The organism is Streptomyces sp. A1277 (assembly GCF_004795015.1).
Classification (GTDB): domain Bacteria; phylum Actinomycetota; class Actinomycetes; order Streptomycetales; family Streptomycetaceae; genus Streptomyces.
This window is the reverse complement of the sequence record NZ_SSBI01000008.1, coordinates 67596-94516: the sequence shown is the minus strand read 5'-3', so window position 1 is coordinate 94516 and position 26921 is coordinate 67596. Positions and strand designations below refer to the sequence as shown.

The 26921-nt window shown below is 73.1% G+C and carries 19 protein-coding genes and 5 pseudogenes; 7 read left to right on the top strand and 17 right to left on the bottom strand.

Annotated elements, in window-relative coordinates; translation table 11 throughout:
• Window positions 1-17: 17 nt before the first annotated feature.
• Window positions 18-1178 (bottom strand): winged helix DNA-binding domain-containing protein, encoded by a 1161-nt coding sequence (locus E6R18_RS07965; protein WP_136316134.1) that lies wholly within the window; start codon window positions 1176-1178, stop codon window positions 18-20.
• A gap of 123 nt (window positions 1179-1301) precedes the next feature.
• Between E6R18_RS07965 and E6R18_RS07960 the strand changes: the two genes are divergently transcribed.
• Window positions 1302-2183, top strand: coding sequence for a DMT family transporter (locus E6R18_RS07960; protein ID WP_136316133.1), 882 nt, complete (start codon window positions 1302-1304; stop codon window positions 2181-2183).
• 47 nt (window positions 2184-2230) lie between these two features.
• Here E6R18_RS07960 and E6R18_RS07955 read toward each other — a convergent pair whose 3' ends face one another.
• Both E6R18_RS07955 and E6R18_RS07950 read right to left on the bottom strand, forming a co-directional pair.
• Window positions 2231-2815: a TerD family protein gene (locus E6R18_RS07955; protein WP_136316132.1), complete on the bottom strand. Its 585-nt coding sequence runs from the start codon at window positions 2813-2815 to the stop codon at window positions 2231-2233.
• Between the two features lie 208 nt (window positions 2816-3023).
• Window positions 3024-3254 carry a DUF6296 family protein gene (locus E6R18_RS07950; RefSeq protein WP_136316131.1) on the bottom strand — a complete coding sequence of 77 codons (231 nt, stop codon included), beginning with the start codon at window positions 3252-3254 and terminating at the stop codon, window positions 3024-3026.
• A 250-nt stretch (window positions 3255-3504) separates the two neighbouring features.
• Here E6R18_RS07950 and E6R18_RS07945 point away from each other — a divergent pair.
• Both E6R18_RS07945 and E6R18_RS07940 read left to right on the top strand, forming a co-directional pair.
• Window positions 3505-3660 (top strand): annotated as a pseudogene (locus E6R18_RS07945) (DUF5709 domain-containing protein); the annotation flags it as partial.
• Window positions 3661-3784: 124 nt separating this feature from the next.
• On the top strand, window positions 3785-4147 hold the full coding sequence (locus E6R18_RS07940) for a nuclear transport factor 2 family protein (protein ID WP_136316129.1): 363 nt from the start codon (window positions 3785-3787) through the stop codon (window positions 4145-4147).
• On the opposite strand, the pseudogene E6R18_RS07935 reads toward E6R18_RS07940, so the two are convergent.
• The 8 genes and pseudogenes from E6R18_RS07935 to E6R18_RS07900 form a co-directional block, all read right to left on the bottom strand.
• Window positions 4148-4718, bottom strand: a pseudogene (locus E6R18_RS07935) (aldo/keto reductase); the annotation flags it as partial.
• Between the two features lie 89 nt (window positions 4719-4807).
• Window positions 4808-5251: pseudogene (locus tag E6R18_RS34735) on the bottom strand (ABC transporter transmembrane domain-containing protein); the annotation flags it as partial.
• Window positions 5252-5358: 107 nt separating this feature from the next.
• Window positions 5359-6744 (bottom strand): LLM class flavin-dependent oxidoreductase, encoded by a 1386-nt coding sequence (locus tag E6R18_RS07925; protein WP_136316128.1) that lies wholly within the window; start codon window positions 6742-6744, stop codon window positions 5359-5361.
• Entirely contained in the window at window positions 6728-7582 is an 855-nt protein-coding gene (locus tag E6R18_RS07920; RefSeq protein WP_240799639.1) for an ABC transporter ATP-binding protein, read from the bottom strand. The genes E6R18_RS07925 and E6R18_RS07920 overlap by 17 nt, the downstream gene beginning before the upstream one ends.
• Window positions 7558-8439 (bottom strand): ABC transporter permease, encoded by an 882-nt coding sequence (locus E6R18_RS07915; RefSeq protein WP_136316127.1) that lies wholly within the window; start codon window positions 8437-8439, stop codon window positions 7558-7560. Before E6R18_RS07915 ends, E6R18_RS07920 begins: the two co-directional genes overlap by 25 nt.
• Window positions 8436-9503 (bottom strand): ABC transporter substrate-binding protein, encoded by a 1068-nt coding sequence (locus E6R18_RS07910; RefSeq protein ID WP_136316126.1) that lies wholly within the window; start codon window positions 9501-9503, stop codon window positions 8436-8438. Before E6R18_RS07910 ends, E6R18_RS07915 begins: the two co-directional genes overlap by 4 nt.
• A gap of 40 nt (window positions 9504-9543) precedes the next feature.
• Window positions 9544-10068 carry a flavin reductase family protein gene (locus E6R18_RS07905; RefSeq protein WP_136316125.1) on the bottom strand — a complete coding sequence of 175 codons (525 nt, stop codon included), beginning with the start codon at window positions 10066-10068 and terminating at the stop codon, window positions 9544-9546.
• A gap of 358 nt (window positions 10069-10426) precedes the next feature.
• A pseudogene (locus tag E6R18_RS07900) lies at window positions 10427-11694 on the bottom strand (ROK family transcriptional regulator).
• Window positions 11695-12051: 357 nt separating this feature from the next.
• Here E6R18_RS07900 and E6R18_RS07895 point away from each other — a divergent pair.
• Window positions 12052-14481, top strand: coding sequence for an endonuclease/exonuclease/phosphatase family protein (locus E6R18_RS07895; RefSeq protein ID WP_136316124.1), 2430 nt, complete (start codon window positions 12052-12054; stop codon window positions 14479-14481).
• Between the two features lie 18 nt (window positions 14482-14499).
• On the opposite strand, the gene E6R18_RS07890 is transcribed toward E6R18_RS07895, so the two are convergent.
• Genes E6R18_RS07890 through E6R18_RS07880 form a run of 3 tightly spaced genes read right to left on the bottom strand, consistent with a single transcriptional unit; the run spans window position 14500 to window position 16918 of the window.
• Complete coding sequence (locus E6R18_RS07890) at window positions 14500-15420, bottom strand: alpha/beta fold hydrolase (RefSeq protein WP_136316123.1); 921 nt, start codon at window positions 15418-15420, stop codon at window positions 14500-14502.
• Between the two features lie 20 nt (window positions 15421-15440).
• Window positions 15441-16688: a beta-ketoacyl-[acyl-carrier-protein] synthase family protein gene (locus E6R18_RS07885; RefSeq protein WP_136316122.1), complete on the bottom strand. Its 1248-nt coding sequence runs from the start codon at window positions 16686-16688 to the stop codon at window positions 15441-15443.
• On the bottom strand, window positions 16685-16918 hold the full coding sequence (locus tag E6R18_RS07880; RefSeq protein WP_168712294.1) for an acyl carrier protein: 234 nt from the start codon (window positions 16916-16918) through the stop codon (window positions 16685-16687). The genes E6R18_RS07885 and E6R18_RS07880 overlap by 4 nt, the downstream gene beginning before the upstream one ends.
• 350 nt (window positions 16919-17268) lie before the next feature.
• Between E6R18_RS07880 and E6R18_RS07875 the strand changes: the two are divergent.
• The 3 genes and pseudogenes from E6R18_RS07875 to E6R18_RS07865 all read left to right on the top strand — a co-directional run.
• Window positions 17269-18512, top strand: a pseudogene (locus tag E6R18_RS07875) (N-acetylmuramoyl-L-alanine amidase); the annotation flags it as partial.
• 54 nt (window positions 18513-18566) lie between these two features.
• Window positions 18567-19607, top strand: coding sequence for a hypothetical protein (locus E6R18_RS07870; RefSeq protein WP_136316120.1), 1041 nt, complete (start codon window positions 18567-18569; stop codon window positions 19605-19607).
• 148 nt (window positions 19608-19755) lie between these two features.
• Window positions 19756-21021 carry an MFS transporter gene (locus E6R18_RS07865; protein WP_240799638.1) on the top strand — a complete coding sequence of 422 codons (1266 nt, stop codon included), beginning with the start codon at window positions 19756-19758 and terminating at the stop codon, window positions 21019-21021.
• Here E6R18_RS07865 and E6R18_RS07860 read toward each other — a convergent pair.
• From E6R18_RS07860 to E6R18_RS07850, 3 genes are all read right to left on the bottom strand, one after another.
• A complete protein-coding gene (locus E6R18_RS07860; RefSeq protein WP_136316118.1) occupies window positions 21008-21751 on the bottom strand; it encodes an SDR family NAD(P)-dependent oxidoreductase in 744 nt (247 codons plus the stop codon). The genes E6R18_RS07865 and E6R18_RS07860 overlap by 14 nt on opposite strands.
• Window positions 21752-21915: 164 nt before the next feature.
• Entirely contained in the window at window positions 21916-25656 is a 3741-nt protein-coding gene (locus E6R18_RS07855) for a S8 family serine peptidase (RefSeq protein WP_136316117.1), read from the bottom strand.
• A 107-nt stretch (window positions 25657-25763) separates the two neighbouring features.
• On the bottom strand, window positions 25764-26915 hold the full coding sequence (locus E6R18_RS07850) for an XdhC/CoxI family protein (RefSeq protein ID WP_136316116.1): 1152 nt from the start codon (window positions 26913-26915) through the stop codon (window positions 25764-25766).
• Window positions 26916-26921 lie beyond the last annotated feature (6 nt).

Sequence of the window (26921 nt, the reverse complement as noted above, 5' to 3'; positions counted from 1 at the left end):
GCCGTGCGGCGCCCCGGTCAGCGGTCGAGGTTCACGAACCGGCCGAACCGGATGTCGTGGCCGTTGCCGTCGGTGGCGGACGGCGCCGTCGCGGAGAGCAGGGCGGCCGCCTCGTCCGTCACGGCGTCGCGCTCGGCGGCGGTGAGCGGGCGCAGTTCCTGGACGGTGACGACGGCCGGTGCGTCGCGCGGGGTCTTCTCCAGCCGCCAGAGCGCGGCGAGGAAGCCGTCCACCAGCACGCTGCCGTAGGTCTGGTTGCCCACCCCGTTGAGCCCCTTGAGGTGGGGCGGGATGACCCGGGTGCGGTCCGCGTGGCCGAGCAGGACGTTGTCGAACTCGGGCAGGAAGCGGGGCGGGGCGGGGGTGTCCTCGGTGGGGCGCGGGGCGTCGGGCAGGTCGAAGAGTTCGACGCCGTTCTCGTCGCGGAAGGTGATCAGCCGGGGCCGCAGCCGCTCGAAGACCTCGCCCAGCCGGGTCAGCCCGGCCCAGGTCTGCGTGTCCTTCACGGATGCCGGGCCGAACGCGCCCAGGTAGCGCAGTACGACCGCGTCGAGCCCGGGGGCCGCGTCGGCCGAGCGGCCGAGCCAGTGCTCGGCGGTGGTCAGCGCGACGCCGCCGCTGCGGCCCCAGACACCGCGCGGGGTGACCTGGACCAGCGGCAGCACACAGCGTGCGGCCGTGCTCAGGGCCCTCGGATCGGCGTCGGGCCACTCGGTGCGCAGCCGGTCGCGGATCTCCTTCGGGGTGCGGGGTGACTCCTCGACGTACGCCCTGCACGCCTCGCGCAGCCGGTCCAGGTCCACGCCGGTGAGCCGCTTGCGGAAGATGCCGAGCTCCCGGTCGCAGGCGGGCTGCATCAGCGGGCGCAGGGCCAGCGCGTCGGCGGCGGTGTGGGTGTGGATGGTGGAGCGCAGGGTGACCAGGCGGGCGACCTCGCGGGACTCCATCAGTCCGGCCAGCTCGGCCGGCCGGAACCCCTCCAGCCGCGCCAGGAGCTGGTAGTACGGCGGCTTGGTGTTCTGCGCCTGGAGGCCGACGAGGTGGGCGACGGCGTCCTTCGCGCTCATCGCGGCCCGGCGCAGCAGCAGCTGGCGCTCCAGGGTCGCCCGCCCCAGCGCCCTGGGCGAGAGCACGGGGACGGGCGCGGTGCCTGCGGAGGTCTTCGTGTGCGCGGCCATGGACGGCACGCTACGCGGTCATCAGGTCGGGTTCGTTCCTCATGGGGCCACCCTGGCAGAGGCCGCCATGCCGTGGTGCGGAGGAAGCCGGGATCGGGCCGGGACGGGCCGCATGATGGTCCGGTGATCGCCGTCCTGTTCGCCATTCTGACCGCCCTCAGCAACGGTTCCGCCTCCGTCCTCCAGCGCCGCGCCGCCCTTGAGGTCCCGCACACCGAGGCCATGCGGGTGTCGTTGATCGGGCATCTGCTGCGCCAGAAGGTGTGGCTCGCGGGGATCGCCCTGGTGATCGTGGCCGCCGTCTGCCAGGCGGTGGCGCTGGCCACCGGCCCGATCTCGGTGGTCCAGCCGATCTTCGTGATCGAACTTCCGGCGACGCTGCTGCTGGCCGGGTTCATGATGCGGGCGCGGCTGCCCCGGACCGTCTGGCTCGGGGTGGCGGCCGTGACGGCGGGCCTGGCCCTCGGCATGGCGTCGGCGGCGCCGGGCGGCGGGAGCAATTCGGTGCACGGGGCCGGGTGGGTGCCGGCGCTGATCCTGACGGGCGTGTTCGAGGCGCTGCTGATCGCCGGGGCGCTGGCCACCCGGGGCGATGTCCGGGCCGCCCTGCTGGCCACGGCCGCCGCCTGCGCCTACGCGCTCACCGCCGCGCTGATGAAGGACGCCATGGCACGGCTCGACGGCGGGGGCGGTGCCGGGGCGCTGTTCAGCGCGTGGCAGCTGTACGCCACCGCGGTGGCGGGCGTCGGCGCGCTGTTCCTCCTGCAGAACGCGCTCCAGGCGGGCACACTCGTCGCCGTGCAGCCGTGTCTGACCCTGGGCGACGCCCTGATCAGCGTCCTGTACGGGGTGACCCTGTTCGGTGAGGATCTGCGCACCGGCTGGTGGGTGCTCCCCGAGCTGCTGGCTCTCGGGCTGATCGCGGCGGGCTGCGTGGAGCTGGCGCGCTCGCCGCTCGCCTCCGGGAACGCGACGGCCCCGGCCCGCGCGCGCCGGGTCGACTGACCGGGCGCCCACGGGCCGGGGCTGCGCCGTACGGCTCCCGCCAGGCGTTACTTGCTGATCGCGAAACGCATCAGGGCGTGCTCGTCGCCCTGCTTGATCTTGCCCGTCTCGTTGACCACCTGGAGCTTCCAGCCGGCGCCGACCCGCATGGCCTTCGCCACGGCGCAGCCGTTGTCGGTGGTGAGCAGGCTCGGCCAGATGTCGGCGACCTGCTGGCTGCTGCCGCCCGTGGCGTCGTACACCTTGAAGCTGATGTTGCGCGCGTTCTGGAAGGCGCTGCCCTTCTTGTACGCGGCGGCGATGAAGACGATCGCCGTGACGTTCGGCGGCACCTTGGCGAAGTCGACGGTGACCGTCTCGTCGTCGCCGTCGCCCTTCCCGGTCTGGTTGTCACCGCTGTGGATCAGCGAGCCGTTGCCCAGCGGGTCCAGGGAGTCCAGGCCGGCCAGCCGGACCGGGTCCGCGCCCTGCATCGCGACGGCGATGAGGTCGAGGTCCGTGCCCTTCTTCTGACGCAGCTTCCCCATCAGCCCGCCACTGCTGCCGACGGTGGGGTCCCAGGAGACGCCGATGGACAGGTGGGTGACTCCGTCCAGGTCCGCCGGGCCGTCTTCCTTGTTCAACGTGATCATGCGTGATCCTCTTCGTGGCGAGATTCCTACAGGGTGAGTCTGCCTGGTGTCCTTCCGGAGCCGCCCACCAGGGGCAAAATTTCGACCAAGTGTGGGACGCGCAGGGCCGGATTGTCGTGCCTCGGCACGATGTACGCGCGGGTGTGCTCGTGATAGGCGCGGGCTCCCCTCACACACGCGCAGGGGCGGTAGTGGGGTTCTCAGCCGTTCACGCGGCCTGTTCGCGCACCACCAAGGGCGTTCCGAGACGCTGATGGCCGCCACTGGCGAGCATGCGCACCTCCGCGTGGTCGCTGATCTCGGCGCGGACGATGCCGGTCTCGTCCTCGTAGACGGGGTGTCCGCCGGCTCCGCTCTGTGCCGTCCGGTGGACGGTCACCGTGTCGTCCTCCACCGCGGACGACTGGAACACGAGCTGATAACTCTCGGGATAATCCATGACGGCTCTCCAGACGACCTCTCATGGCCTCTCGTGGCCGGCCCATCGTTGCGGGCGCCCGGTGGGCGTCCCCGGCCCGGCCTGCACTCTCCCCCGGCCTGCACTGTCCATGGTCGCGCACACCTCACCCGAATGCAGGCCCACCCGGCGCGCCCTGCGGGGCCGGGCCCCGGCTGCCTATGCTGAAGGGGAGCCCCGTCACGGGAAGGGGAGCGCCATGGATGATGCCGACCGGGGCGACGACGTCTATCAGGTCGGCACCGCACGCGCCGGGCGGCTCACCCGTGACCTGGATGTGAACGAGCCGGACAGCATGGCGGGCGAGGACGTCGGGATCGACGGGGCGGCGGCCCCGGCCGAGGAGGCCGCCATGCACGTCATCGCGGACGGCCCGGACGGGACGTAGCGGCTCCCCCGGAATCCCCTTACCCCGGAGGTAATCGACGGCCCTCGCGCCGTCGGACATCGTGTTCCTCACGAGCACAGCGCTCCCGGCCCACCGGCCGGAAGCACGACGAGAGGACCTCACGATGACCGCGTACGACGACGCCGTGCAGCGCTACTTCGCCGCCTGGAACGCCGCTCCCGAGGAGCTGGAGAAGGCCGTCGCCGCGGCGTTCACCGACGACGCCACGTACACCGACCCGCTGGCCGACGTCCGGGGCCACGAGCAGCTGGCGGCGGCCATCTCGGGTGCGCGGCAGCAGTTCCCCGGGTTCGTCTTCCGGCCGGCCGGGGCGGTGGACGGGCACCACGCCCTCGTCCGCTTCAGCTGGGAGCTGGTCGCCCCGGACGGCTCGGCGCCCGTCGCCGGTTCGGACGTGGTGGCCCTCACGGGCGACGGGCGGATCAGCTCGGTCAGCGGCTTCCTGGACCGGGTGCCGGCCGCCTGATCACGCGGCGGGGTGCGAACGGCGGCGCAGGGCCGGGTCGGTGAGGTCCGCCGGGTGGTAACCGGCGTCCCGGGACGAGAGGTTGGTGCCGGGCGGGACGATCTCGTCGATCCGGTCGAGCACGTCCTGGCTCAGCCGCACCCGGTCCGCGCCGAGCTGGCTCGTCAGCTGCTCCAGGGTGCGCGGGCCGATGATCGCCGAGGTGACGGCGGGGGTGTTCCAGCACGAAGGCCAGGGCGAGCCGGACGAGGGTGAGCCCGGCCTCGTCGGCCAGCTGGGCGAGCGCCTCGGCGGCGTCGAGCTTGGCGGCGTTCTCCGGCGATGCGATGTCGAACCGCTCGGCCTGCCGCTCGGCCCGGCTGGAGGCGGGCTGGCCGGCCCCCTTGCGGTAGCGGCCGGAGAGCCAGCCGCCGGCCAGCGGGCTCCAGGACAGTACGGCGAGTCCGTAACGCCGCGCGGTGGGCAGCACCTCGCGCTCGATGCCCCGGGCGAGGATCGAGTACGGGGGCTGCTCGGCGACGACGCGTTCGTGTCCGCGCCGCTCGGCGGTCCACTGGCCCTCCACGATCGCGGGCCGGTCTCCCGGACCTCGGCGGCCTCCTGCTGGGCGTGCCAGTTGGCGGGGAACAGGCCGCGGCGGCTGCGCAGCGCGATCAGCCAGAGCAGCGGGCCGACGACCAGTGCCACGACGGTCAGCAGGGGGGAGAGGACCGCCATGAAGGCCAGCGAGAACAGGGACATCAGCGCGTTGCCCGTGAGGTTGGGCAGGAACTGCAGCAGGGTCTGGATGAGGGTGATGTCGGAGAGGGACCGGCTCACCACCTGTCCGGTGCGCAGATCGTCCTGCTGGGCGCCGCCGGGCCGCAGCAGCGCCGCGAACGCGTCGTTGCGCAGGTCGTACTGCACCCCCAGGGAGAGCCGGCCCGAACGGTAGCGGCGGGTGAAGCTCGCGCCGGAGCGGAGCGCGGCGAGCGCGGCGAGCAGCCCGGTCCAGGGGGCGAGCGATGCGGTGGCGCCGGCCGCCACCCCGTCCACCACGTGCCGCAGCACGAGGGGCAGGGTGGCGGTGGCGACGGCGGCGGTCACGGCGGCGCCGAAGGCCATGAGGAGATCGGTGCGGTGCCGCAGGCAGTAGCCCGGCAGCCGCCGCGCCCGGCCGGGCGGCGGCTGCCGGACCGTACCCGTACCGGTCCCCGGATGCGGACAGTCCGTCACCGGGCCTCCGCCAGACCGATGCCGAAGTGGCCGTCGCTCAGGTCGACTCCGTCGAAGAGGCGGTTGGCGGGCCGGGGCAGCCCGTAGTGGCCGCGCAGGGTGCTCGCGGTGTACTCGGTGCGGAACAGGCCGCGCTCCTGGAGGATCGGCACCACCCGGTCCACGAAGACCTCCAGGCCGGAGGGGAGGACGGCGGGCATGATGTTGAAGCCGTCGGCGGCCCCGCTGTCGTACCAGTGCTCGATGGTGTCGGCGACCTGCTCGGCGGTTCCGGCGAAGGTGCGGTGGCCGCGTCCGCCGCCGAGCCGTCCGATGAGCTGCCGTACGGTCAGCTTCTCGCGCCTGGCCAGCTCCACGATGAGGGTGTAGCGGCTCTTGGCGCCCTCGATCTCGTCCTCGGTGGGGATGTCCTCGGGGAGTTCCGCGTCCAGGTCGAGGTCGTCGGGGGCGATCTTCAGCCGCTTGGCGAGCTGCAGCTTGGCGTACTCGGGGACGATGAGGCCCTCCAGCTCGGCGTCGAGCGCCAGCGCCTCGGCCTCGGTGTCGCCGATGACGGGCACGATGCCGGGCAGGATCTTGATGCCGTCCGGGTTGCGGCCGACGGCCCGGGCGCGCTCCTTGACGTCCTTGTAGAACGCGATGCCCTCCTCCAGCGTCTGCTGGGCGGTGAACACCGCCTCCGCGTACCGGGCCGCGAAGTCCTTGCCGTCCTCGCTGGACCCGGCCTGCACGAGCAACGGGTAGCCCTGCGGCGGGCGTTGGACGTTCAGCGGACCGTCGACGCGGAAGAACTCGCCCCGGTGCCCGATCTGCCGCACCCGCTCGGCCAGGGCGTGCACGCCGCGCTCCTTGTCGGCGATCACCGCGTCGTCGGCCCAGCTGTCCCAGAGCTTGGTGGACACCTCCACGAACTCGCCGGCCCGCCGGTAGCGGTCGCGGTGCAGCGGGGTGTCGTCCAGGCCGAAGTTGCGGGCCGCGTCGGCGCCCGCTGTCGTGACGATGTTCCAGCCGGCCCGGCCGCCCGAGACGTGGTCCAGCGAGGCGAACCTGCGGGCCAGGTTGTACGGCTCGTTGTAGCTGGTGGACGCGGTGGCGATGAGGCCGATGTGGCGGGTGGCGCCGGCGAGTGCGGTGAGCAGGACGGTGGGTTCCAGCTTGGCCGCGGGCCGGCGTCCGGGATCGCCCATCAGGACGGGGCTGTCGGCGAGGAACAGGGAGTCCAGCCTGCCGCGTTCCGCGATCCTGGCGAGGTTCTTGTAGTGCTCGATGTCGGAGTCGGCCCCGGCCGGGCTCTCGGGCAGCCGCCAGGACGCCTCGTGGTGGCCGGTGGACATGAGGAAGGCGTTGAGGTGGAGCTGCTTGCGGTCAGGCGTGCGGGCCATGGGAGTCCTTCGCTTCGGTACGAGGGTGGGGGTGCTGGGGCTGTGTCCGGGGCTGGGACCGTGTCCGGGGCTGTGTCCGGGGCTGGGGCTGGGCGACCCCGAGCGCGGTGAGCAGGGTGTCGCGGTACTCCTGGAACCGGGGGTCGCGGCGGGAGCGCGGGGTCGGCAGCTCGATGGTGAGGTCCACGGAGATCCGGCCGTCCTCCAGGACCAGGACCCGGTCCGCGAGTTCGACGGCCTCGTCCACGTCGTGGGTGACCAGGAGCACCGCGGGGCGGTGGCGTTCGTAGAGTTCGCGCAGCAGGTCGTGCATCTTGATCCGGGTCAGCGCGTCCAGGGCGCCGAACGGCTCGTCGGCGAGGAGGAGTCCGGGTTCGCGGACCAGGGCGCGGGCGAGGGCGGCGCGCTGTTGTTCGCCGCCGGACAGCTCGTGCGGCCAGGAGCGGTCCCGGCCCTCCAGGCCGACTTCGGCCAGGGCGGTGAGGCCGCGTTCGCGGGCCCCGGGCCCGCGCAGCCCGAGGGTGACGTTGTCGATCAGCCGGAACCAGGGCAGCAGCCGGGAGTCCTGGAAGGAGAGCGAGACCCGGTCGGGGACGGTGAGTTCGCCGGAGCCCTCGACGGTGTGGTCGAGGCGCGCGACGGCCCGCAGCAGGGTGGACTTGCCCGAGCCGCTGCGGCCGAGCAGTGCGGTGAACTCGCCGGGTGCGACGGTGAGGTCGAGTCCCTTGAGGATGTGGCGGTCGCCGAAGCGGCGGACCAGGTCGCGGGTGCGGATCGCGGGGCGCTGCGGGAGGGCGGTGGCGCGGGGGCCGGTCAGCCCGCCAGGGTGCGTCGCCATGACAGGACCTTCCTCTCGACGGCGCGTACCGCCGCGTCCGATGCGAAGCCGAAGATCCCGTAGGCCACCAGGCCCACGATGATCACGTCGGACTGGGCGTACTGCTGGGCCTGGAACATCATGTAGCCGATGCCGCTGGTGGCGTTGATCTGCTCGACCACGATCAGTCCGAGCCAGGAGGCGGTGACTCCGAGGCGCAGCCCGACGAAGAAGCCGGGCAGCGAGCCGGGCACGACGACCTTGCGGATGAACTGCGCGCGGCTCAGGTCGAGCCCTTCGGCGAGTTCGACGTACCGGCTGTCGATGCCGGTGAGCGAGGCGTACGTGTTGATGTACATGTTCACCGCGACGCCGAGCGCGATCACGGTGACCTTCATCTGCTCGCCGATGCCCAGCCAGAGGATCAGCAGCGGGAGCATGGCCAGGGACGGGATGGCGCGCTTGATCTGGAGCGGCCCGTCCAGGAGGTATTCGCCGGTGCGGCTCAGTCCGGCGGCGACGGCGAGGACGACGCCGGCGGTCACACCGAAGAACAGGCCGAGTCCGGCGCGCTGGAGCGAGATGAGGACGTTGTCCTGGAGCCGGCCGCTGGAGACGAGGTCGGAGGCGGTGGACAGGACCGTACCGGGCCCGGACAGGATCCGGGGGTCGAGGTAGCCGATGGCGGAGGCGAACCACCACAGGGCGATGACCAGCACCGGGCCGATCAGCCGCCCGAAGGGGATGGCGCGGCCGGGCCCCAGCCGTCTGCGGGCCGCCCTCGGGGCGGGGGCGGGCGCCTGTGTGTCCTCCTTCGCGGGTGCGGCGGCCGTGCTGACCGGTCCGGTGGTGCGGGTGTTCGTCAGCAGCTCGGTCATGACGTCTCCCGGTACTGGGCGGGTACGGCCTTGGCCGCCAACCCCTCGAAGCGGCGGTCGAACAGCTCGGTGGCGTCCTGCTCCGGCACGAATCCGCCGGCGGCCATCAGGTCGGCGGTCTCCTGCTCCCAGGCGATCGCCTTGTCCCAGCCGACCGGGAACTGCGGTTTGTGGAGCGAGGCGACGATGCGCTTGCCGTCCTGCCTGGAGACGCCCTGGTCCTTCACGTAGTACGTGTCGATCCACTCGTCGGTGTTCTCCCACGCCCAGACCTGGCCCCGGGCCCACAGCGGGATGAAGCTGCGGACGGCCGCCGCCTTGCTCCGGTCGTTCAGCACCTCGTTGGGCGCCCAGAGCACCGAGAGCAGGTCCACGACGTCCGTCTTCACGCCGCGCGCCCCGTCCTCGCCGTACTGGGTGAGGTACTTGGTGAGGGTGGGCTCGCCCAGCGGGGCGACGTCGACCTGCTTGGACTGCAGGGCGGTGAGGAACTGGGTGCTGGGCAGGGCGACCAGCTCCACGTCCTTGTTGGCGATGCCCGCCTGCTTCAGTGCCCGCAGGACGACGACGCCCTGGGCCTGCCCCTGGGAGAAGCCGATCTTCTTGCCCCGGAAGTCGGCGACGGACCGGATGTCGGAGCCGGGGGCGGTGGCGAAGACGTACGAGGGGTTGTTCCGCACCTGCACCGCGACGATCTTCGCGCCGACGTCGATGGCGCGGGCCTGGATCGGCGGAATTCCGGCGTTGACGGCCAGGTCGATGGAATGGGCTCGGAATCCCTGGATGATATCGGGTCCGGCACTCAGATTGGGCCATTGCGAAACGGTGAAGGGCAGGTCCTTCTCCAGTCCGGCGGGACCGAGTTGGAGATGCGTCGTGCGGACGGCTATGGAGAGTTTCGTACCCGGCGGTGGCGCCCCGGAAGGGAGTTTTCCGGCCGGCTCGGCGCTCGCCGCGGATTTCGCCTGCGGTGAGCAGGCGGCGAGCGTACCGATGAGGGCTGTGCCGGTGAGGGCGAGGAACGATCTGCGGCCGAGCGCCGGGTACGTGTGGTGGCGTGACATGGGTGAGTCCTGATCTGTGGTCTGCGGGCGCCGGGGGCGGTCAGAGGGAGTGGTAGGCGCCGTCGTGGAAGAGCAGCGGGCTGCGGCCCTCGTCGAGCCAGGCGTCCACCACCCGGGCGATGACGATGCGGTGGTCTCCGGCCGGGACGATCTGCTCGGACTCCACCCGCAGCCGGCCGGCCACCCCGTCGAGCGCGGGTTCGCCCTCGGGCAGGCGGTGCCAGCGGGTGGGGGTGGCGAAGCGGTCGATGCCGCTGGTCGCGAACGTGGTGGCCAGGGGCTGCTGTTCGGCGCCGAGGAAGTGCACGACGGCCGTACGGGCCTGCTCGAAGTGCGGCCACGACGAGGTGGTGGTCCCGATGCCGAAGGAGATCAGCGGCGGGTCGAGCGAGAGCGAGGTGAGCGAGGTCGCGGTGAAGCCGACGGGCCCGCGGCCCGCGTCGGCGGTGATGACGACGACCCCGGCGGGGTAGCGGCGGAACGCCTGCTTGAAACGGTCGGGGGCGATCCCCGCCGGGGCGGGGGCGGCGGCCGGGGCCGCGTACGAGGGCACAGTGACGGTCATCGTCTCTCCCGTGATGGAAAGTCGGAAAGCCGGAAAGGAGGGCGGCGGGGCGGAAATCGCCTGGCCGCACGGAGACGCGCACGGAAATGCGCACGGCGAGGCGCGCGGCGGCGCAGAACGTTCGCCGAATTTCAGCGGGTATTTACCGGAGGCCCGGACAGCGGCCGCGACACAGCAGCCGGACGCCCGTGGGCGCCGGCGCGGACGAGCGGAAGAGGCGCGTCACCGAGGACGCTTTCCCTGAATTCCGCTGTCGGCTGGTCATGAATCCATCATCCCGTCGGGGTTCGCACCCGGTCAACAATGCAACTGACTGAATTAAGTCGGATTACGGAACGGGCCCGGGACCAGGGCGGGTTCAGGACACCGCGGGCAGCGCGGGCCAAGGCCCCAGCGGGTCCGTGTACAGCGAGCCGAGCGCCACCGCGCCGCCCGCCGTGGCCAGCACCGAGCCGGTGAAGCTGCTCGGCACCACGGCCCGCTCGGGGTCGTCGCACACCCAGGAGCGCTCCGCCACCTCCGCGCGCAGATCGGCCAGGCACTCCGGTATCCGGCCGGTCCCCGGCTCGACCACGATGAGCACCTCCGGGTCGAACATGTCCAGCAGCAGGGCCGCGGCCCGCCCCACCAGCCGGGCCCGCCGGCGGAACAGCGCCACCGCCCGCGCCTCCCCGGCCAGCGCCTGGGCCAGCAGCTCCGGGAAGGACCCGGTGACCAGCCCCTGGGCGGCGGCGCGCCGCACCATGGCCCGCTCGGAGACCTCCGACTGGAGGCAGCCGGTCCGCCCGCAGGAGCACGGCTCCGCACCGCCCGACCCCCCGGCGCCCAGCGGCAGATGGGCGACGCTGCCCGCCCCCGAGCGCGGGCCCCGGTGCATGGCGCCCTCGGTCGCGAAGGCGGCGTCCACGACCGCGCCCACGAAGAGCAGGACGGTGCTGGTCCGGGTCGACTCCTGGCCGAACAGCTGCTCCGCCCGGGCGAGGGAGCGCGAATGGCTGTCCACGTGGACGGGCAGCCCGGTCGCGGCGGCGAGCAGGTCGCGGGCCGGGACGTCGCGCCAGCCGAGCTGGGGGTGCGCAACGATGACGCCGCTCGCCGGGTCCACGCGGTGGCCGGTGGCCAGGCCGAGGGCGAGGACGGTGCGGCCGCCGGCGTGCGCGGCCACCAGCCGGGGCAGCCGGGCGGCGAGGTCGGCGAGCAGGCGGTGGGGTTCGGTGGTGCGGTGCGGCTGCCGGTCCTCGGCGACGATCCGGCCGCGCAGGTCCATCAGCGAGAGGGTGGAGTGCGCCACGGCGATGTGGGCCCCGGCCACCAGATAGGTGCCGGTGTCGATCTCGACGGGGATGTGCGGCCGGCCGAGCCCCTTGGCCCGGCGGTCTCCGCGCTCTCCCGGACCAGGCCCCGGGCGAGGAGTCGGCCGACGTGCCCGCTGACGGAGGCGGGCGAGAGTCCGGTGAGGCGGGCGACGGTGGACCGGGCGACCGGGCCGTGGTCGAGGATCGCCCCGAAGACGGAACCGGTGCCGGTGGGCCGGCGGCCGGGCGGCGGGGCGGGTATGTCGGCGCGGCGCAGCGGGGCGGTGCGCGGTTCGCGGGGGCGGCGGGCGGGGGCGGACAGACTCTTCACAGTGTCTTCCAGGTCCTCGGGGGCGGCGATGGGCTCGGTGTCGGGGCGGCACTGGGCTCGGGACCTCGGGAACCGGGAGGGTGGTCCGGGCCGGCGCGGGCGTGGTGCCTCAGGCGCGGTGACACACGGCGGAGCACACACGCTTCAGGTCGATATGACCTCGCGTCGTCAGGTGTGCGGATCGCTGCATGCCGCGCAACGTAGCCGGACCGGAGCAACCCGGTCAAACCATCGCCGCATCATGGACAGTCCCGCTCGCGACCGAACGTTTTCCGGAATTCACCCCTGATGCCTTGTCACCGTCCGTTCTACGCGCATAGCTTGTGCTCCCTCACCACACTCTGAGGGGCAGTTACCGTGCGCATATCCACACCCCGTTCCGTCCTGCTGGCCGGCGCGGTAGCCGTGACGCTCTCGGCGACCGCGCTGCCCGCCGCCTTCGCGGCCCCGTCGTCGACCGCCGTGATCTCCGAGGTGTACGGGGGCGGCGGCAACTCCGGTGCGACGCTCACCCGTGACTTCATCGAGCTGGCGAACGCCGGCTCCGCCGCGTACGACCTGTCCGGCTTCAGCGTCCAGTACCTGCCGGGCGCCCCGTCGGCCGGTTCGCAGTGGCAGGTCTCGGCGCTGACCGGTTCGGTCGCCCCCGGTGACCGCTACCTCGTCGCCGAAGCGGCGGGCACCGGCGGCACGGTCGCCCTGCCCGCCCCGGACGCCACCGGCACCGTCGCGATGGCCGCCGCGAGCGGCACCGTCGCCCTGGTCTCCGGGACCACCCCGCTGACCTGCAAGACGGCCGCCGACTGTGCCGCCGACACCCGCATCGTGGACCTGGTCGGCTACGGCACCGCCGTCGTCCGGGAGGGCGGCGGACCGGCCACGGGCGCCTCCGCCACCGCCTCCGTGGCGCGCGCCGCCTCGCTCGCCGACACCGACGACAACGCCGCCGACCTCTCCTCGGCCGCCCCCACCCCGGTCAACGCGGCCGGGGAGACCTCCGGCGGCGGCGAGGACCCCGGCGACCCGGGCAACCCGACCGAGCCCGGCACCGTGCGCGTGCACGACGTCCAGGGCACCACCCGGGTCTCCCCGCTGGACGGGCGGGCCGTCACCGGGGTGCCCGGTGTCGTCACGGCGGTGCGTGCCTCCGGTTCGCGCGGGTTCTGGATCCAGGACACCGCGCCGGACGCCGACCCGCGCACCGCCGAGGGCGTCTTCGTCTACACCGGCTCCGCCGCCCCGGCCGTCTCGGTGGGCGATTCGGTGCTGGTCAGCGGCACGGTGGACGAGTACTACCCGTCGACCACCACCCAGTCGGTCACCGAGATCACCTCGCCCCGGGTCACGGTCCTGTCCTCCGGCAACGCACTGCCCGCCCCGGTGGTGCTGAACGCCAAGGCGGTGCCTTCGCGGTACGTCCCCTCGGCCGGCGGCGGCTCGATCGACGCGCTGCCCCTGGAGCCGTCGAAGTACGCCCTGGACCTGTACGAGTCCCTGGAGGGCACCCGGGTCCGGATCGCCGACACCCGGGTGACGGGTGCGACGACCGCGTACGGAGAGGTGTGGGTCACGGTCGAGCCGAAGCAGAACCCCACCCGGCGCGGCGGCACGCTGTACTCCTCGTACACCGGCCAGAACACCGGCCGGATCAAGGTCATGTCGCTGGACGCGGACAAGCCCGTGCCCACGGCGAACGTGGGGGACGTGCTGTCCGGTGCCACCTCCGGCGTCCTGGACTACGACTCCTACGGCGGCTACAACCTCCAGGCCACCCAGCTCGGCACGCTCACCGACCACCACCTGCGCCGCGAGGTCACCCGGAGGCAGAAGGGCAAGGAGCTGGCCGTCGCCACCTACAACGTGGAGAACCTCGACGCACTGGACGAGCAGGCGAAGTTCGACACGCTGGCCGAGGGCGTCGCGGTCAACCTCTCCTCCCCCGACATCGTGTCCCTGGAGGAGATCCAGGACGACAACGGCGCGGTCAGTGACGGCACGGTCGGCTCCGAGGCGACGCTGAAGCGGTTCACGGACGCGATCGTGGCGGCGGGCGGCCCGCGCTACTCCTGGCGCTATGTCGCCCCGCAGGACGGCAAGGACGGCGGCGAGCCGGGCGGCAACATCCGCAACGTCTTCCTCTTCAACCCCAAGCGCGTCGACTTCGTGGACCGTCCGGGCGGCGACGCGACGACGCCCGTCGCCGCCGTACGGACGAAGAAGGGGGTCACCCTGTCGGTGTCGCCCGGCCGGATCGCCCCGGCCAGTGCCGCCTGGGACGACAGCCGCAAGCCGCTGGCCGGCGAGTTCCGCTTCCGCGGCGAGTCGGTCTTCGTCGTCGGCAACCACTTCGCGTCCAAGGGCGGCGACCAGCCGCTGCACGGCCGCTACCAGGAGCCGGTGCGCAGCTCGGAGACCAAGCGCGTGCAGCAGGCGAAGGAGGTCAACACCTTCGTCAAGTCGCTGCTCGCGGCGGACAAGTCGGCCCGCGTCGTGGTCCTCGGCGACCTCAACGACTTCGCCTTCTCGCCCACCGTGGGCGCGCTGACCGCCGGCAAGGTCCTCAAGCCGCTGATCACCACGCTGCCGAAGAACGAGCAGTACAGCTATGTGTACGAGGGAAACTCGCAGACCCTCGACCACATCCTGACCAGCCCCGGGGTGCGCCGCTTCGACTACGACGTGGTGCACATCAACGCGGAGTTCGCCGACCAGGCGAGCGACCACGACCCGCAGATCGTGCGGCTGGACGTGAACGCCCCGGACCGCGGCCACCACGGCCACCACTGATCCGGGCGGGCAGGCGGCTCAGCCGCCCGCCCGCGGCAGTGCCGGACCTGCCGCGCCCGCGCGCGGGCGCGGCAGCGAGGCGAGCGGCCGCAGCGCGGGGGCGGCCTCCAGCGGCCGGTCCGTGACGAAGCGGGCCACCAGGTCCGCCACGTCGTCGGCGCGTTCCAGGACGACCCAGTGGTCGGACTCGCCGATGGTCAGGAAGCGGCTGCCCTCGATCGTCGCCGCGAAGGCCCGCTGGCGCTGCGGCGAGGTCACGGTGTCGTGCTCGCCCGCGAAGACGAGCGCGGGCACCCCGCTCAGCCCGCCGGAGAAGTCGGGCCGGCGCTCCAGCGCCCGGCGCAGCGACCTCTCGGTGTGCGGGGAGTGCGTGAGCGCGTGCACGAAGGACCGGCGCACGTAGCGCAGGGCGAGCTCCCTGCGGTGGACGGGGCGCTCCGGGTCCAGGCACATCAGCGCCTCGGCCGTCAGCCGGGCCAGCCCCTGCGCGTCCCCGGCCTCCAGCCGGTCGACGGCCCGGCTCCACTGGTCGCGCTGGGCCCGGCTGATGTGCGCCGGTACGCCGCCGAGGGCCAGGCGGGCGATCCGTCCGGGGTCGCGCCGGGCGCAGCCGAAGGCGATCGAGGCGCCGTAGGAGAAGCCGAAGAGGTTGACCCGGTCCGCGCCCAGGTCGTCGATGATGCCGGTGACGGCGGCGTACAGGAGGTCGTCCGCGGTGCCGGGCGGCAGCGGGTCGGCGCCGCCCATGCCGGGCAGGTCGGCGGTGACGACACTGGCGTGCGGGCCCAGGTGTTCGTCCATCTGCGGCCAGCCGTACATCCCCTGGAGCGCGCCGCCGAGGACGATGACCGGTTCGGTGACGGGCGCGGGCTGCGGCAGGACGCGGTAGCGGTAGCGCAGTCCGTCCAGCGAGAGGGTCCGGACGATCTCGTCGGGCATGGTCATCGGTCCTTCGGTGGTCAGGCCCTGGTGAGGACGAGGGCGGCGTTGTGGCCCCCGAAGCCGAGCGAGGTCTTGACTGCGGCGTCGAACGCCGCCGGCCTGGCCTCCTTGCTCACCACGTCGACCGGGATGTCCGGGTCGGGGGCGTCGAGGTTGACGGTGGGCGGGACCAGGCGGTGCTGGAGGGCGAGGACGGTGAGCGCGGTCTCGATGCCGCCGGCGGCGCCCAGGGTGTGGCCGGTCATCGCCTTGGTGGAGGTGACGAGGGGGTGCTCTCCCAGGACCCGGCGCAGCATGGTCGTCTCGATCAGGTCGTTGGAGACGGTGGAGGTGCCGTGGGCGTTGACGTGGCCGATGTCGGCGGCGCAGACCCCGGCGTCCGCGAGGGCGGTGCGCAGGGCCCGTTCGATGCCGAGGCCGTCGGGGTCGGGGGCGACGGCGGAGTACGCGTCGCTGGAGGCCCCGTATCCGGCGATGTGGGCGCGGACGGCGGCGCCCCGGGCGCGGGCGTGCTCGGGGCGTTCCATGACGAGGAGTCCGGCGCCCTCGCCGACGACGAAGCCGTCGCGGTGGGTGTCGAAGGGGCGGCAGGCGGCCCGGGGGTCGTCGCGGCGGGTGGAGACGGCCTTCAGCCGGCAGGCGCTGGCGATCAGGAGCCGGGAGCAGACCGATTCGGCGCCGCCGGCGACGACGATGTCGCAGGCCCCGGTGCGCAGCATCTGGTGGGCGGTGCCGATGGCGACGGTGCCGGAGGAGCAGGCGGTGGAGACGGCCTGGCTGGGGCCGCGGGCGCCGAGGTCGGTGGCGACGCTGCTGGCGGCGCCGTTGACGACGGCGAGCGGGGCGAGCTTGGGCGAGACGCGGCGGGCGCCGCGTTCGGTGAGGGCGGTGTGCTGTTCGTCGTAGAAGGGCAGGCCGCCGTGGGCGGAGCCGATGACGACGGCGACCCGGCCGCTGTCCCAGACGGCGGGGTCCAGGCCGGCGTCGGCGACGGCCTCCCGGGCCGCGATGACGGCGAGGTGCGAGAAGCGGTCCATGAGCCGGTGCGCGGCCACCCCGAGCACGGCCCGGGTGTCGAGGTCGGTGACGCTGTACATGAAGTCGCAGGGCAGGCCGTGCAGTTCGGCCCGGTGCGGCACGCAGGGTGTGGCCGCGGGGTCGTTCACCGCGCGCCAGGTGGCCTCGGCGCCGACGCCCGCCGAGGTGACGAGCCCGATCCCGGTGACGGCCGCGGCGAAGGGCGGGAGGCGGTACGGGGCCGTCACGCGGCGGCCTTGCGGTGCACGGCGTCGACCAGATGGCCGACGGTGTCGCGCGAGGTGAGCTGGACGTCGTCGAGGTCGATGCCGAGCCGGTCCTCGATGAGGAGACGCAGTTCCTCCAGGGCGAGCGAGTCCAGGCGGAGCTGACGGAGCGGCACGTCGGGGCGGATCGCCACGGGGTCGGTTCCGAAGTTCGCCGTCAGCAAGGTGCTGATCTCGTCTGCCGTGCTCATGCTCATCGGGCACTTCTCCGCTGTCGTACGCGGTGACGCCTTGCCGCGTGAGATGTGAGTGCCATCGGGGACGCCGGCTGGTCCGGAGTTCTCTGTTATACGCCCTGGCGGCGGCGTGCCCGGTCCGCGTTCCCCCGTGCGGTGGGGGGCTGTCCAGGTGTACGAATCCCGGAGAGCGCACTCCGGGCCGCCGGGCCCCAACTCCGTCGGAGTGAACGGAGGTTCGACACGCGCGGAGCATGATTGTCATACCTTCAATGGCTCTCTACCGTGAGCAGGCTTCGCGGCCACCGGGCCGGCCCCGCTACAGGCCCGGGGCCGCTCTCCTTCCCCACAGAGCAGGAGCAGGTATGCCCACACGCGCCGCCCGCCTCAAGGCCCGCGCATCCCTCCTGGCGGCCCTCACCGCCACCGTCCTGGCCGCGACCGGCACCCCGGCCCTCGCCGCGACGGACACCGGGCGCCCGCTGGACCGGGCGTTCGAGCGGGCCGCCGAGGAGTTCGACGTACCGCGTGATCTGCTCGCCGCCGTCGGGTACGGCGAGACCCGCCTCGACGGCCACTCCGGGCGCCCCAGCCAGGCGAACGGCTTCGGCGTGATGCACCTGGTCAGCAACCCGGCCCACCACACGCTGGAACGGGCCGCCGCCCTCACCGGCGAACCGCTCGCCGCCCTGCGCTCCGACAACCGCGCCAACATCCTGGGCGGCGCCGCCGTACGGACGGGCCGGCCGCCGCCCTCTACGCCGACACGGTCTACACCTTCCTGGTGGACGGCCTGGACGCCGTCACCCCGGGCGGCGAGCGGATCACGGTGACCGGCCGCCCGGTCTCGCCGCACAAGGACGGCGTCGCCGCCGCGGACACCGGCACCCGCAGCGCCGACTACCCGGCCGCGCTCTGGGTGCCGGCCGACCCGAACAACTACACCACCGGCCGCACGGCGAAGATCGACAAGGTGATCATCCATGTCACCCAGGGCTCGTACGCGGGCTCGATCAGCTGGTTCCAGGACCCGGTGTCCGAGGTGAGCGCGCACTACGTGGTGCGCTCGTCGGACGGCCAGATCACCCAGATGGTCCGCGACGCCGACACCGCCTACCACGCGCGCAGCGCCAACGCCTCGGCGCTCGGCATCGAGCACGAGGGCTTCATCGACGACCCGACCTGGTTCACGGACGCGATGTACCGCTCCTCGGCCGCGCTGACCGCCTCCCTGTGCGACAAGTACGGCGTCCCGAAGGACCGGACGCACATCATCGGGCACAGCGAGGCCCCCGGCAACGACCACACCGACCCCGGCCCGTACTGGGACTGGAACCGCTACATGGAGCTGGTCAAGGGCACCGGCACGGGCGGCGGGAGCCGGGACGGGCTGAGCTTCGACACGTACACCACCCAGCGCGACGGCTCGGTGGGGCCGCAGGTCAAGGCCCTCCAGCTGCTGCTGAACGAGCAGGGCCACCCGGTGGGTGAGGCGGACGGCAGCTTCGGGCCGGCCACCGCGGGCGCGGTGACGTCGTTCCAGGCGGCGCACGGTCTGACCGCCGACGGGATCGTGGGCCCCGCGACCTGGGCGGCGCTCCAGGCGGGCCGCTGACGGGCCGCCGGCTTGACGAGGCGCCCGCGCACGGCGTAGGTGTCGCGTATGAGAGTCGGAGAGGCACGTGCCGCCGCCGCGCACTGGGTGGCTGCGCACGCCCGTCCCGGACGGGACTACCGGGGGGCGTACTTCAGCGGGTCGACGGTCGGACGGCCGGACGACGCGGTGCTCCCGGCCTCGTCGGACGTGGACGTGGTCGTGGTGACGGAGGGGGACGAGGCTCCGGCCAAACCCGGCAAGCTCCTCCACGAGGGCGTCCTGCTGGAGATCACCTACGTGCCGTGGGCCGAGCTCCGCGACCCCGATGCCGTGCTGGGCTCGTACCACCTGGCGGGCAGCTTCCGCCGTGACACGGTCATCGACGACCCCACGGGGCGGCTGCGCGCGCTGTACGCCTACGTCGCGCCGCGCTTCGCCGAGCGGGCCCGGGTGCGCCTGCGGTGCCTGGACGCCCGGCACCGCGTCGAGAGCCGGCTCGCCGCGCTGGACACCTCGCAGCCCTTCCCCGCCCAGGTGATGGCCTGGCTGTTCCCTACCGGGGTCACCACACACGTCCCGCTGGTCGCCGCCCTGCGCAACCCGACCGTCCGGCTGCGCTACCCCGCCGCGCGCGACGTCCTCACGGCCTACGGGCACCGGGAGCTGTATCCGGAACTGCTGGCGCTGCTGGGCTGCGAGGGGGTCTCCGCGCGGCAGGTGAGCCGCCATCTGGCCGAGCTGACGCGGACGTTCGACGCCACGGTCCCGGTGGCGCGCACCCCGTTCTTCTTCAGCAGCGACCTCACCGAGCGGGCGCGCCCCATCGCCCTCGACGGCAGCCGGGAGCTGATCGACGGGGGCGACCACCGCGAGGCGGTCTTCTGGATCGTCGCGACCTTCGCCCGCTGCCACACCGTGCTGGGCGCGGACGCCCCCGCCCTGCACGCCGAACGCCTCCCGGCGTTCCGGGACGCCGTCGCGGAACTCACCGGCATCACCGGCACCCCGGACCTGCTCGCCCGGCGCGAGGAGGTCCTGCGCTTCGTACCCCGGCTGTGGACGGTCACCGAAGAGGTCCTGGCGGCCAACCCGGACATCGGCGCTTAGGAACTCTCTCTGCTACTTTGCCCGCGTGTCTCTTCCTCGTGCGTAGGACCCCGTCCCGACCGCGCCCGGCGTACCGGGTGCGGCGCTACGGTGTCCCCGCATGCCCGCAGCGCCCCGAACTCGCGCTGCCCTCCCGAGGAAGACCATCGTGTCCACGCCTTCGTCCGCGCCCTCGCGCGCACCTTCGTACGCCGCCGTTCTGCGCGTCCCGCACGCCGCACGCACCTTCGGTGCCGCGCTGCTCGGGCGGCTCTCCTACGGAATCGCCCCCCTCTCCCTCCTCCTCGCCGTCAAGGACGCCACCGGCTCCTACTCCGCCGCCGGTGGTGTGATGGCCCTGTTCGGGGCCGCCAGTGTGTCCCTCTCCCCCGCCCGGGCCGGGCTGATCGACCGGTACGGGCCGCGCCGCGCGCTGCCGCCGATGGCGGGGCTGTACGCGGCACTGCTCGCCGTACTCGCCCTGGTCACCTGGCGGCCGGGCGCCCCGCCCCTCCTCCTCGGGACGCTCGCCACGGCGGCCGGTGCCTGCACACCGCCGCTCGGCCCGGTCATGCGGACGCTGTGGAGCAGCCTCGTCCCCGACCGGGAGCTGCTGCGGCGCGCGTACAGCCTGGACGGGGTCGCCGAGGAACTGACGTACGTCACAGGCCCGTTGCTGGTGGGGGTCGTGGTGGCCGTCACCGGTCCCGCGGCCGGTGTGCTGGCCGGTGCGGTCCTGCTGGCCGTGGGGGCGGGGGCGCTGGTGTCGTCGCCCGCCGTGCCGCGCGGGAAGGCGGACGGCGGACCGCAGGCCGGTGCCTCCCCCGCGCCCTCGCTGCGGCTGCGGGCCGTTCCGGCGCTGCGGCACGCCGTGCTGGTGACGGCCGCCGTGGGACTGTGCCTCGGGGCGCTCGACCTGCTGGTGGTGGCCCTCACCGAGGAGTTCCACCGGGCACCGGCGGTGACCTGGGTGCTGGCCGCGCTGTCGGCGACGAGCGCGGTCGGGGGTCTGGCCTACGGGGCGCTGCGGTGGCGTGCGCCGCTGGGGGCGCGGCTGCGGGTGATGGCCGCCGGACTGGGCGCCGCGGTGGCGGTGGCCGGGCTGGCGGGAGACCTCTGTGTGCTGATCGCCGTGGTCGCGGTGGCCGGTCTGTTCGTCGCCCCGGCCCTCACGACCGCCTATCTGATGGCGGACGAGTCGGCGAGCGCCGCCCACCGCACCCGGGCCGGGGCCTGGGTCAACACCGCGTTCAACGCGGGCTCCTCGGCCGGCACCGCCGCGGTGGGGCTGCTGGTGGACCGGCTGCCGCTCGCCCTCTGCTTCGCCGTGTCGGCGGCTCCGGTGCTGCTGTGCGCGGCGGCGGTCAGGGGTTCCGGTGCCCGCCGCCCCCGGACCGGGGCGGCGGGTGCGGCGGAGGGGGTCAGCGGAGCTTGATCGCGCCGCCGTCGGCCATCAGGGTCTGGCCGGTGATGTAACGGGCGTCGTCGCTCGCCAGGAACGCGATGACGGGGGCGACGTCCTCGCGCGGGTCGCCGAAGCGGCCGAGGGGGACCTTGGCCGCGGAGAGGGCGTACTGCTCGGGGTTGGCCTCGGCCCAGGCGGCGACGCCGGCGGTCTTCGCCATCGGGGAGACGACGTTGACCCGGATCTGGTCCGCGGCCCACTCGTTGGCGACGACCCGGCTCAGCCCGCGGATGGCCTCCTTGCCGGCCGCGTACGACGCCTGGTTCGGCTGGCCGTCGATGCCCGCGCCCGAGGCGAAGTTGACGACGGCGCCCTGGGCCTTCCGCAGCTCGGGGTAGGCGGCGAGCATGAAGTTGCGGGTGGCGAACAGGCCGGTGTCCAGGGCGAGTTTCCAGTCGTCGTCGGTCTGCTCGGTGAACGGGCGCACCCGGGAGGCGCTGGCGTTGTTCACCAGGATGTCCAGGGCGCCGAAGCGCTCGACGGCCGTGGCGACCGCCCGGTCGGCGACCTCACGGTCCGAGACGTCGCCCCGCAGGAACGCCACCGCGTCCCCGAGCCCGGCCACGAGAGCGTCCCCGGCCTCCTGCTGGAGGTCGACGACCACCACGCGGGCGCCCCGCTCGACGAAGAGCCGGGTGACGGCCTCGCCGATGCCCGAGGCACCTCCGGTGACGAGGGCGACCTTGTTGTGCAATGTCATTGCGCTGTTCCTTCGACTCGCTGTGTCCGGCCCCCGCACCGACCTTTTTATGCATCATACACTTCTTATGTATGCTGCATATTAGTGGACCGGGGCACCGCACGCGAAGGCGGCCGCCCACCCGTCTCCGGCTGCGCGGCCGCCTCGTACAAAATCTCAGCGGGTCACTTCAGGCCGAAGGCCCGGATGATCTCCTGGTCCACGGCGAGCCCGCCGCCGGCCTCGGCGTGCGCCTTGAGCGAGACCGCGGCGGCGCCCTTCTTCGGGGTCTTGAACCGGGCGGTCCAGGAACCGGCCCCGTCCTTCTTGAGCTGCACCGCGCTCCAGCTCTTCCCGTCGTCGTAGCTGACCGACAGCGCGGCCTTCTTCGCCTTCACGGCGCCCTCCAGCCACTCCTGCGTGGTGGACGACAGGCCGATCTCGGTCCACTTGCCCGCCCGCACGTCACCGGCCAGGTCGGTGGCGACGTCGTAGTCCAGCTGGAGCATCGGGACGTCGACCTGGTACGGGCCCTCCGGGTCGTTCGCGCCCGAGACGAACGACCACTCCGAGTGGGTGCGCACGGACGTCTTCCAGGTGTCCGCGTCACGCGAGGCGTCGAGCACCAGCCGGTAGGGCAGCTCCTCGGCGGGGAGGTCCCCCACGTAGCCGGCGCGGCCCGGGGACTCGTCGAGCAGCTTGTCGCCCTGGTAGACCGCGACCTTGCCGGTGTCGTACTCCTTGTCCGGCATGGAGCCCGAGTGACCGGCCCCGCCGTCCGTCCACGGTGTGATGTTGTACTGGATGTCGCCCCACTGCGAGCGGTTCGGCCCCCAGTAGGCGGTGCCCAGGCGCGGGCGGGTGATGGGCGCGAACCACTGGGCCCTCGTGGTGCTGCCGGCCCGGTAGTCCATCTCGCCGCCGCGCTCCTCCAGCGCGGTGTCGGTGCCCTCGGCGTTGTACTGCGCGTGGTCCTCGTACCAGAACGAGGCGCCCGGCAGCGGGGTGACCCACTCGGTGCGGGTCGCGGGGTACTTCTCGTACTCCGCGAAGCCGATGCCGAAGCCGTAGTCGGGGATGTCGTAGCGGTAGCCGCCGCCCACGGCGTCCCGGTGGCCGTAGAAGGTGTTCTCCACCTTCGCCAGCTGACGGGTGGCCGGGGCGAAGGCGAGTGAGCGGTCGGGGACCGTGCCGTCGTGGCGGTCGACCAGGTCGTAGACGTAGCTCGCGTACTTGTGCTGCTCGACGGTCACCTTCTTGCCGCGCTGGGCCGCCTTGATCAGGCTCTCGCCGGCGATCCGCTGGACGGTGGCGACCGGTATGGCGAGCGTGGTGCCGTAGTCGCCGTAGGACTCCATCAGCCGGCCGTCGCCCGGGTTGACGACGAACAGCGCCTTCGCGCCCGCGGCGGCCCGGTCGGCCGGGGCCACCGCGTCACTGCCGCGGATGACGACGGCCTTGCCCCTGGCGTCCACGCGCTTGTAGTCGGCGGCGGAGCCGTTGCCCGCGAAGACGCTGCGGAGCTTGAGCCTGCTGTCCTCGGCGACCGGCGAACCGTTCTGCACAGCTACCGGGACGTCCCGGCCGTCGGCCGTCAGGTCGATCAGCTTCTCGCCCTGGCGCCAGCGGGTCAGGAACGAGAAGCTGCCCTGGGTGACCTTCTTGGTCGGGCTCGCCCACAGCTGGTCGTACGTCAGCGGGATCTGGTAGGCGTCGCGCTGGACGGTGCCGTCCGGTGCGGTGCGTGCCATGTCGTAGCGCAGCTGGCGGGTCTCGGTCTCCTTCGGCGTGCGCACGCCGACCTTGTGGGCCTTCGACGCGTCGAGGGTGACCGTGACGGGTTTGTCGAGCATGATCTCGGGGGCCGCCAGGAAGGCGAGGGCCTGCGAGTCGGCGGTGTCGCCCTTGACGTCGGCGGCGGTCCAGGCGGTGTAGTCGCCCGGGGGCAGCCGCAGTGTGGTGTCACCCGCCACCTGCACCGGCGACAGGTTCGGGTCGCCGAGGGCGCCGAGGACGACGACGCCGTCCATGGGCTTGCCTGCGCGGTCACGCAGCCGGAGCGTGAGGTCGTACAGCTCCTGCTCCTTGTTCAGGGCGAAGCCGGTGTGCGCGACGACGGCCCCGGAGGCGTCCTTCGCCAGGACCTGCCCCGAGAACGTGGTGCCCGGCTCCGTCTTCGACGGGTCGAGCGTGAGGACGGCCTCGGCGGTCGTACCGGCCGGGACGGTCAGCCGCTCCACCGACAGCGTGTACGCGTCCGGCGCGCCGTCCGTCGTCAGGCCGAGGGTGACGTCCTCGGCCCCGGTGTTGCGGTAGGTGATGGTCCGCTCGGTGAGCGGGTCCGATGCGCTGTGCGGCCAGTCGTACGCGGCGACCGCGACCGAGCCCGTGGCCTCGATCGTCATATCGACGGCGGCCTTCACGTCGAGCCGGCCGGTGCCCTGCTCGTACGGGGTGTAGTCGGGCAACACCTTGGAGGAGGTCATCAGCGCGTCCTTGATGCGCTGGCCGGTCCAGTCGGGGTGGCGCTGCTTGAGGATGGCGGCGGCGCCCGCGACGTGCGGGGTCGCCATCGACGTGCCGGACATCGACTGGTACATGCCCTCGATACCGGGGACCGACTGCGAGGCGGCGGCGTTGATGTCCACGCCCGGTGCGGAGAGGTCCGGCTTCAGGCCGTAGGAGCGCACCAGCGGGCCCATGGAGGAGAAGTCCGCGCGGCCGTCCTGCTTGTCGACGGCGGCGATGGTGAGCGCCTTGTCCGCCGAGCCGGGCGAGCCGACGGTGCCGGCGCCGTACGCGTTGCCCGCGGCGATCACGAAGAGCGGGCCGCCGTCCGCCGAAAGGGAGTTGACGGCCTGGGACATCGGGTCGGTGCCGTCGTCGGGGATGCTGGAGCCGAGGCTCATGGAGACAACGTCGGCGCCCTCGGCCTTCGCCCACTCCATCGCCTCGATGATGCCGGAGTCGGCGCCCGAGCCCTCGTCGCTCAGCACCTTGCCGACGAGCAGGCCGGCGGCCGGGGCGACGCCCCTGTTGAGGCCGTCGGACGCGGCGCCCGAACCGGCGATGGTGGAGGCGACGTGCGTGCCGTGGCCGTTCTTGTCGTCGACCTCCTCGCCCGGCACGAAGCTCCTGGTCTCCAGGATGCGGTCCTTGACGTCCGGGTGGCCGGCGTCGATGCCGGTGTCCAGGACGGCGACCTTGATGCCCTTGCCGTCGTAGCCCTCGGCCCATGCCTGCGGGGCGTTGATCTGCGGCACGGAGTCCTTGAGCGCGGCCTCGGCGCGGCCGTCGAGCCACAGCTTGCCGATGCCGTTGTCCAGCGAGCGGGCCGTGGAGGTGCGCGCGATGTCGTCCCAGAAGGCGCGCGCGGTGTCCTTGCCCGCCTTGAGGGCGGCGCCGTGGATGGACTCCAGCTTCCGGACGGCCTTGCTGCCGCGCGGGGCGGCGGGCAGCGAACGGGCCTTGCCCGCCGGGTAGGTGGCGATCAGCGGGATGCCACCGGTCCTCTCGTCGTCGTAGCCCATCTTCGCGAGCGCCGAGACGTTGAAGAGGCGGCGGTCGAGCCTGCCGGCCGCGAGCAGGCTCCGGGCCTCGTCGGGCAGCACGTAGACGTCGTCCCCGGCCTGCTGGACGTGGACGCCGCCGGTAGCGCCCTCGGGGCGGTCCACGGTGACCGTGTCCTGGTTGCCCGCGCCATCGGCGAAGTGGACGACGTCACCGGTGACGAGGGTGATGTCGTAGCGGTGGACGGGCGTCGCGGAGGGGGTGGTCGCGGCGGTGGCGGTGGCCGCGGAGGCGGTGCCCGTGACGGGGAGCAGGGCGCCGCTCACCAGGGCGGCCGAGGTGGCTATGAGGAGGGTTCTGCGTCCGGGGCGGGCGGATCTCACCCGGCCGGAGGCGGTGGAGGGGGTGAATGTCATGCAGCTGATCTACCGGTAAACCGGCTGCCGCGGTCCCGTCCACGCTTGGCGTGAATATGCCGTGGCGGCAACCCGCCGGTCCTGACCGAGCCCCACCGAGGGCGAGTTCAGGCCACGGAGCCGATCCGCCCGGCCGGCGGCAGCCCTCCGGGGTGGTGGATCGGGGTGTGGGCGCCGGTCAGGGGTGCACCGCTGCCGCCGCGCCGGACGGCGACGATCTCGGCGGCGATCGACAGGGCGGTCTCCTCGGGCGTACGGGCTCCGAGGTCGAGGCCGATCGGCGAGTGCAGGCGGGCCAGCTCCAGTTCGGTGACGCCGGCCTCGCGCAGCCGCTCGTTGCGCTGGAGGTGGGTGCGGCGCGAGCCCATCGCACCGACGTAGGCGACGGGCAGCTTCAGCGCCGCCTCCAGGAGCGGCACGTCGAACTTGGCGTCGTGGGTGAGGACGCACAGGACGGTGCGGGCGTCGACGGTGGTCGCGGCCAGGTAGCGGTGCGGCCAGTCGACCACCAGCTCGTCGGCCTCCGGGAAGCGGGCCTTCGTGGCGAAGACGGGGCGGGCGTCGCACAATGTGACGTGGTACCCGAGGAACTTCCCGGCCCGCACCAGGGCCGAGGCGAAGTCGATGGCCCCGAACACGATCATCCGGGGCGGCGGGACGCTGGATTCCACGAGCAGGGTGAGCGGCTGCCCGCACCGCGAGCCGTCCGCCCCGATGGTGAGGGTGCCGGTGCGGCCCGCGTCGAGCATGGCCCTGGTTTCGGCCACGGCGGTGCGGTCCAGCTCGGGGTGGCCGCCGAGCCCGCCCTCGCTGCGGCCGTCGGGGTGGACGAGCAGGGGCCGGCCCAGCAGTCCGGCGGGCCCTTCGGTGATCCGGGCGACCGCGGCCGCCTCCCCCCGTGAGGCGGCCGCGAGCGCGGCGGCGAACACCGGCCGGACGGGGTCGTCCGCCCGGACCGGGGTCACCAGGATGTCGATGACGCCGCCGCAGGTCAGGCCGACCGCGAAGGCGTCCTCGTCGCTGTAGCCGAAGCGTTCGAGGACCGTGGTGCCGTCGTCGAGCGCCTGTCGGCACAGTTCGTACACCGCGCCCTCCACACACCCGCCGGAGACCGAGCCGATCACCGTGCCGTCGCGGTCGACGGCCAGCGCGGCCCCCGGCTGCCGGGGCGCGCTGCCGCCGACGGCGACGACGGTGGCCACGGCGAAATCGCGTCCCTGCCCGGCCCAGCGGTCGAGCTCTTCGGCGATGTCCAGCATCTCGGT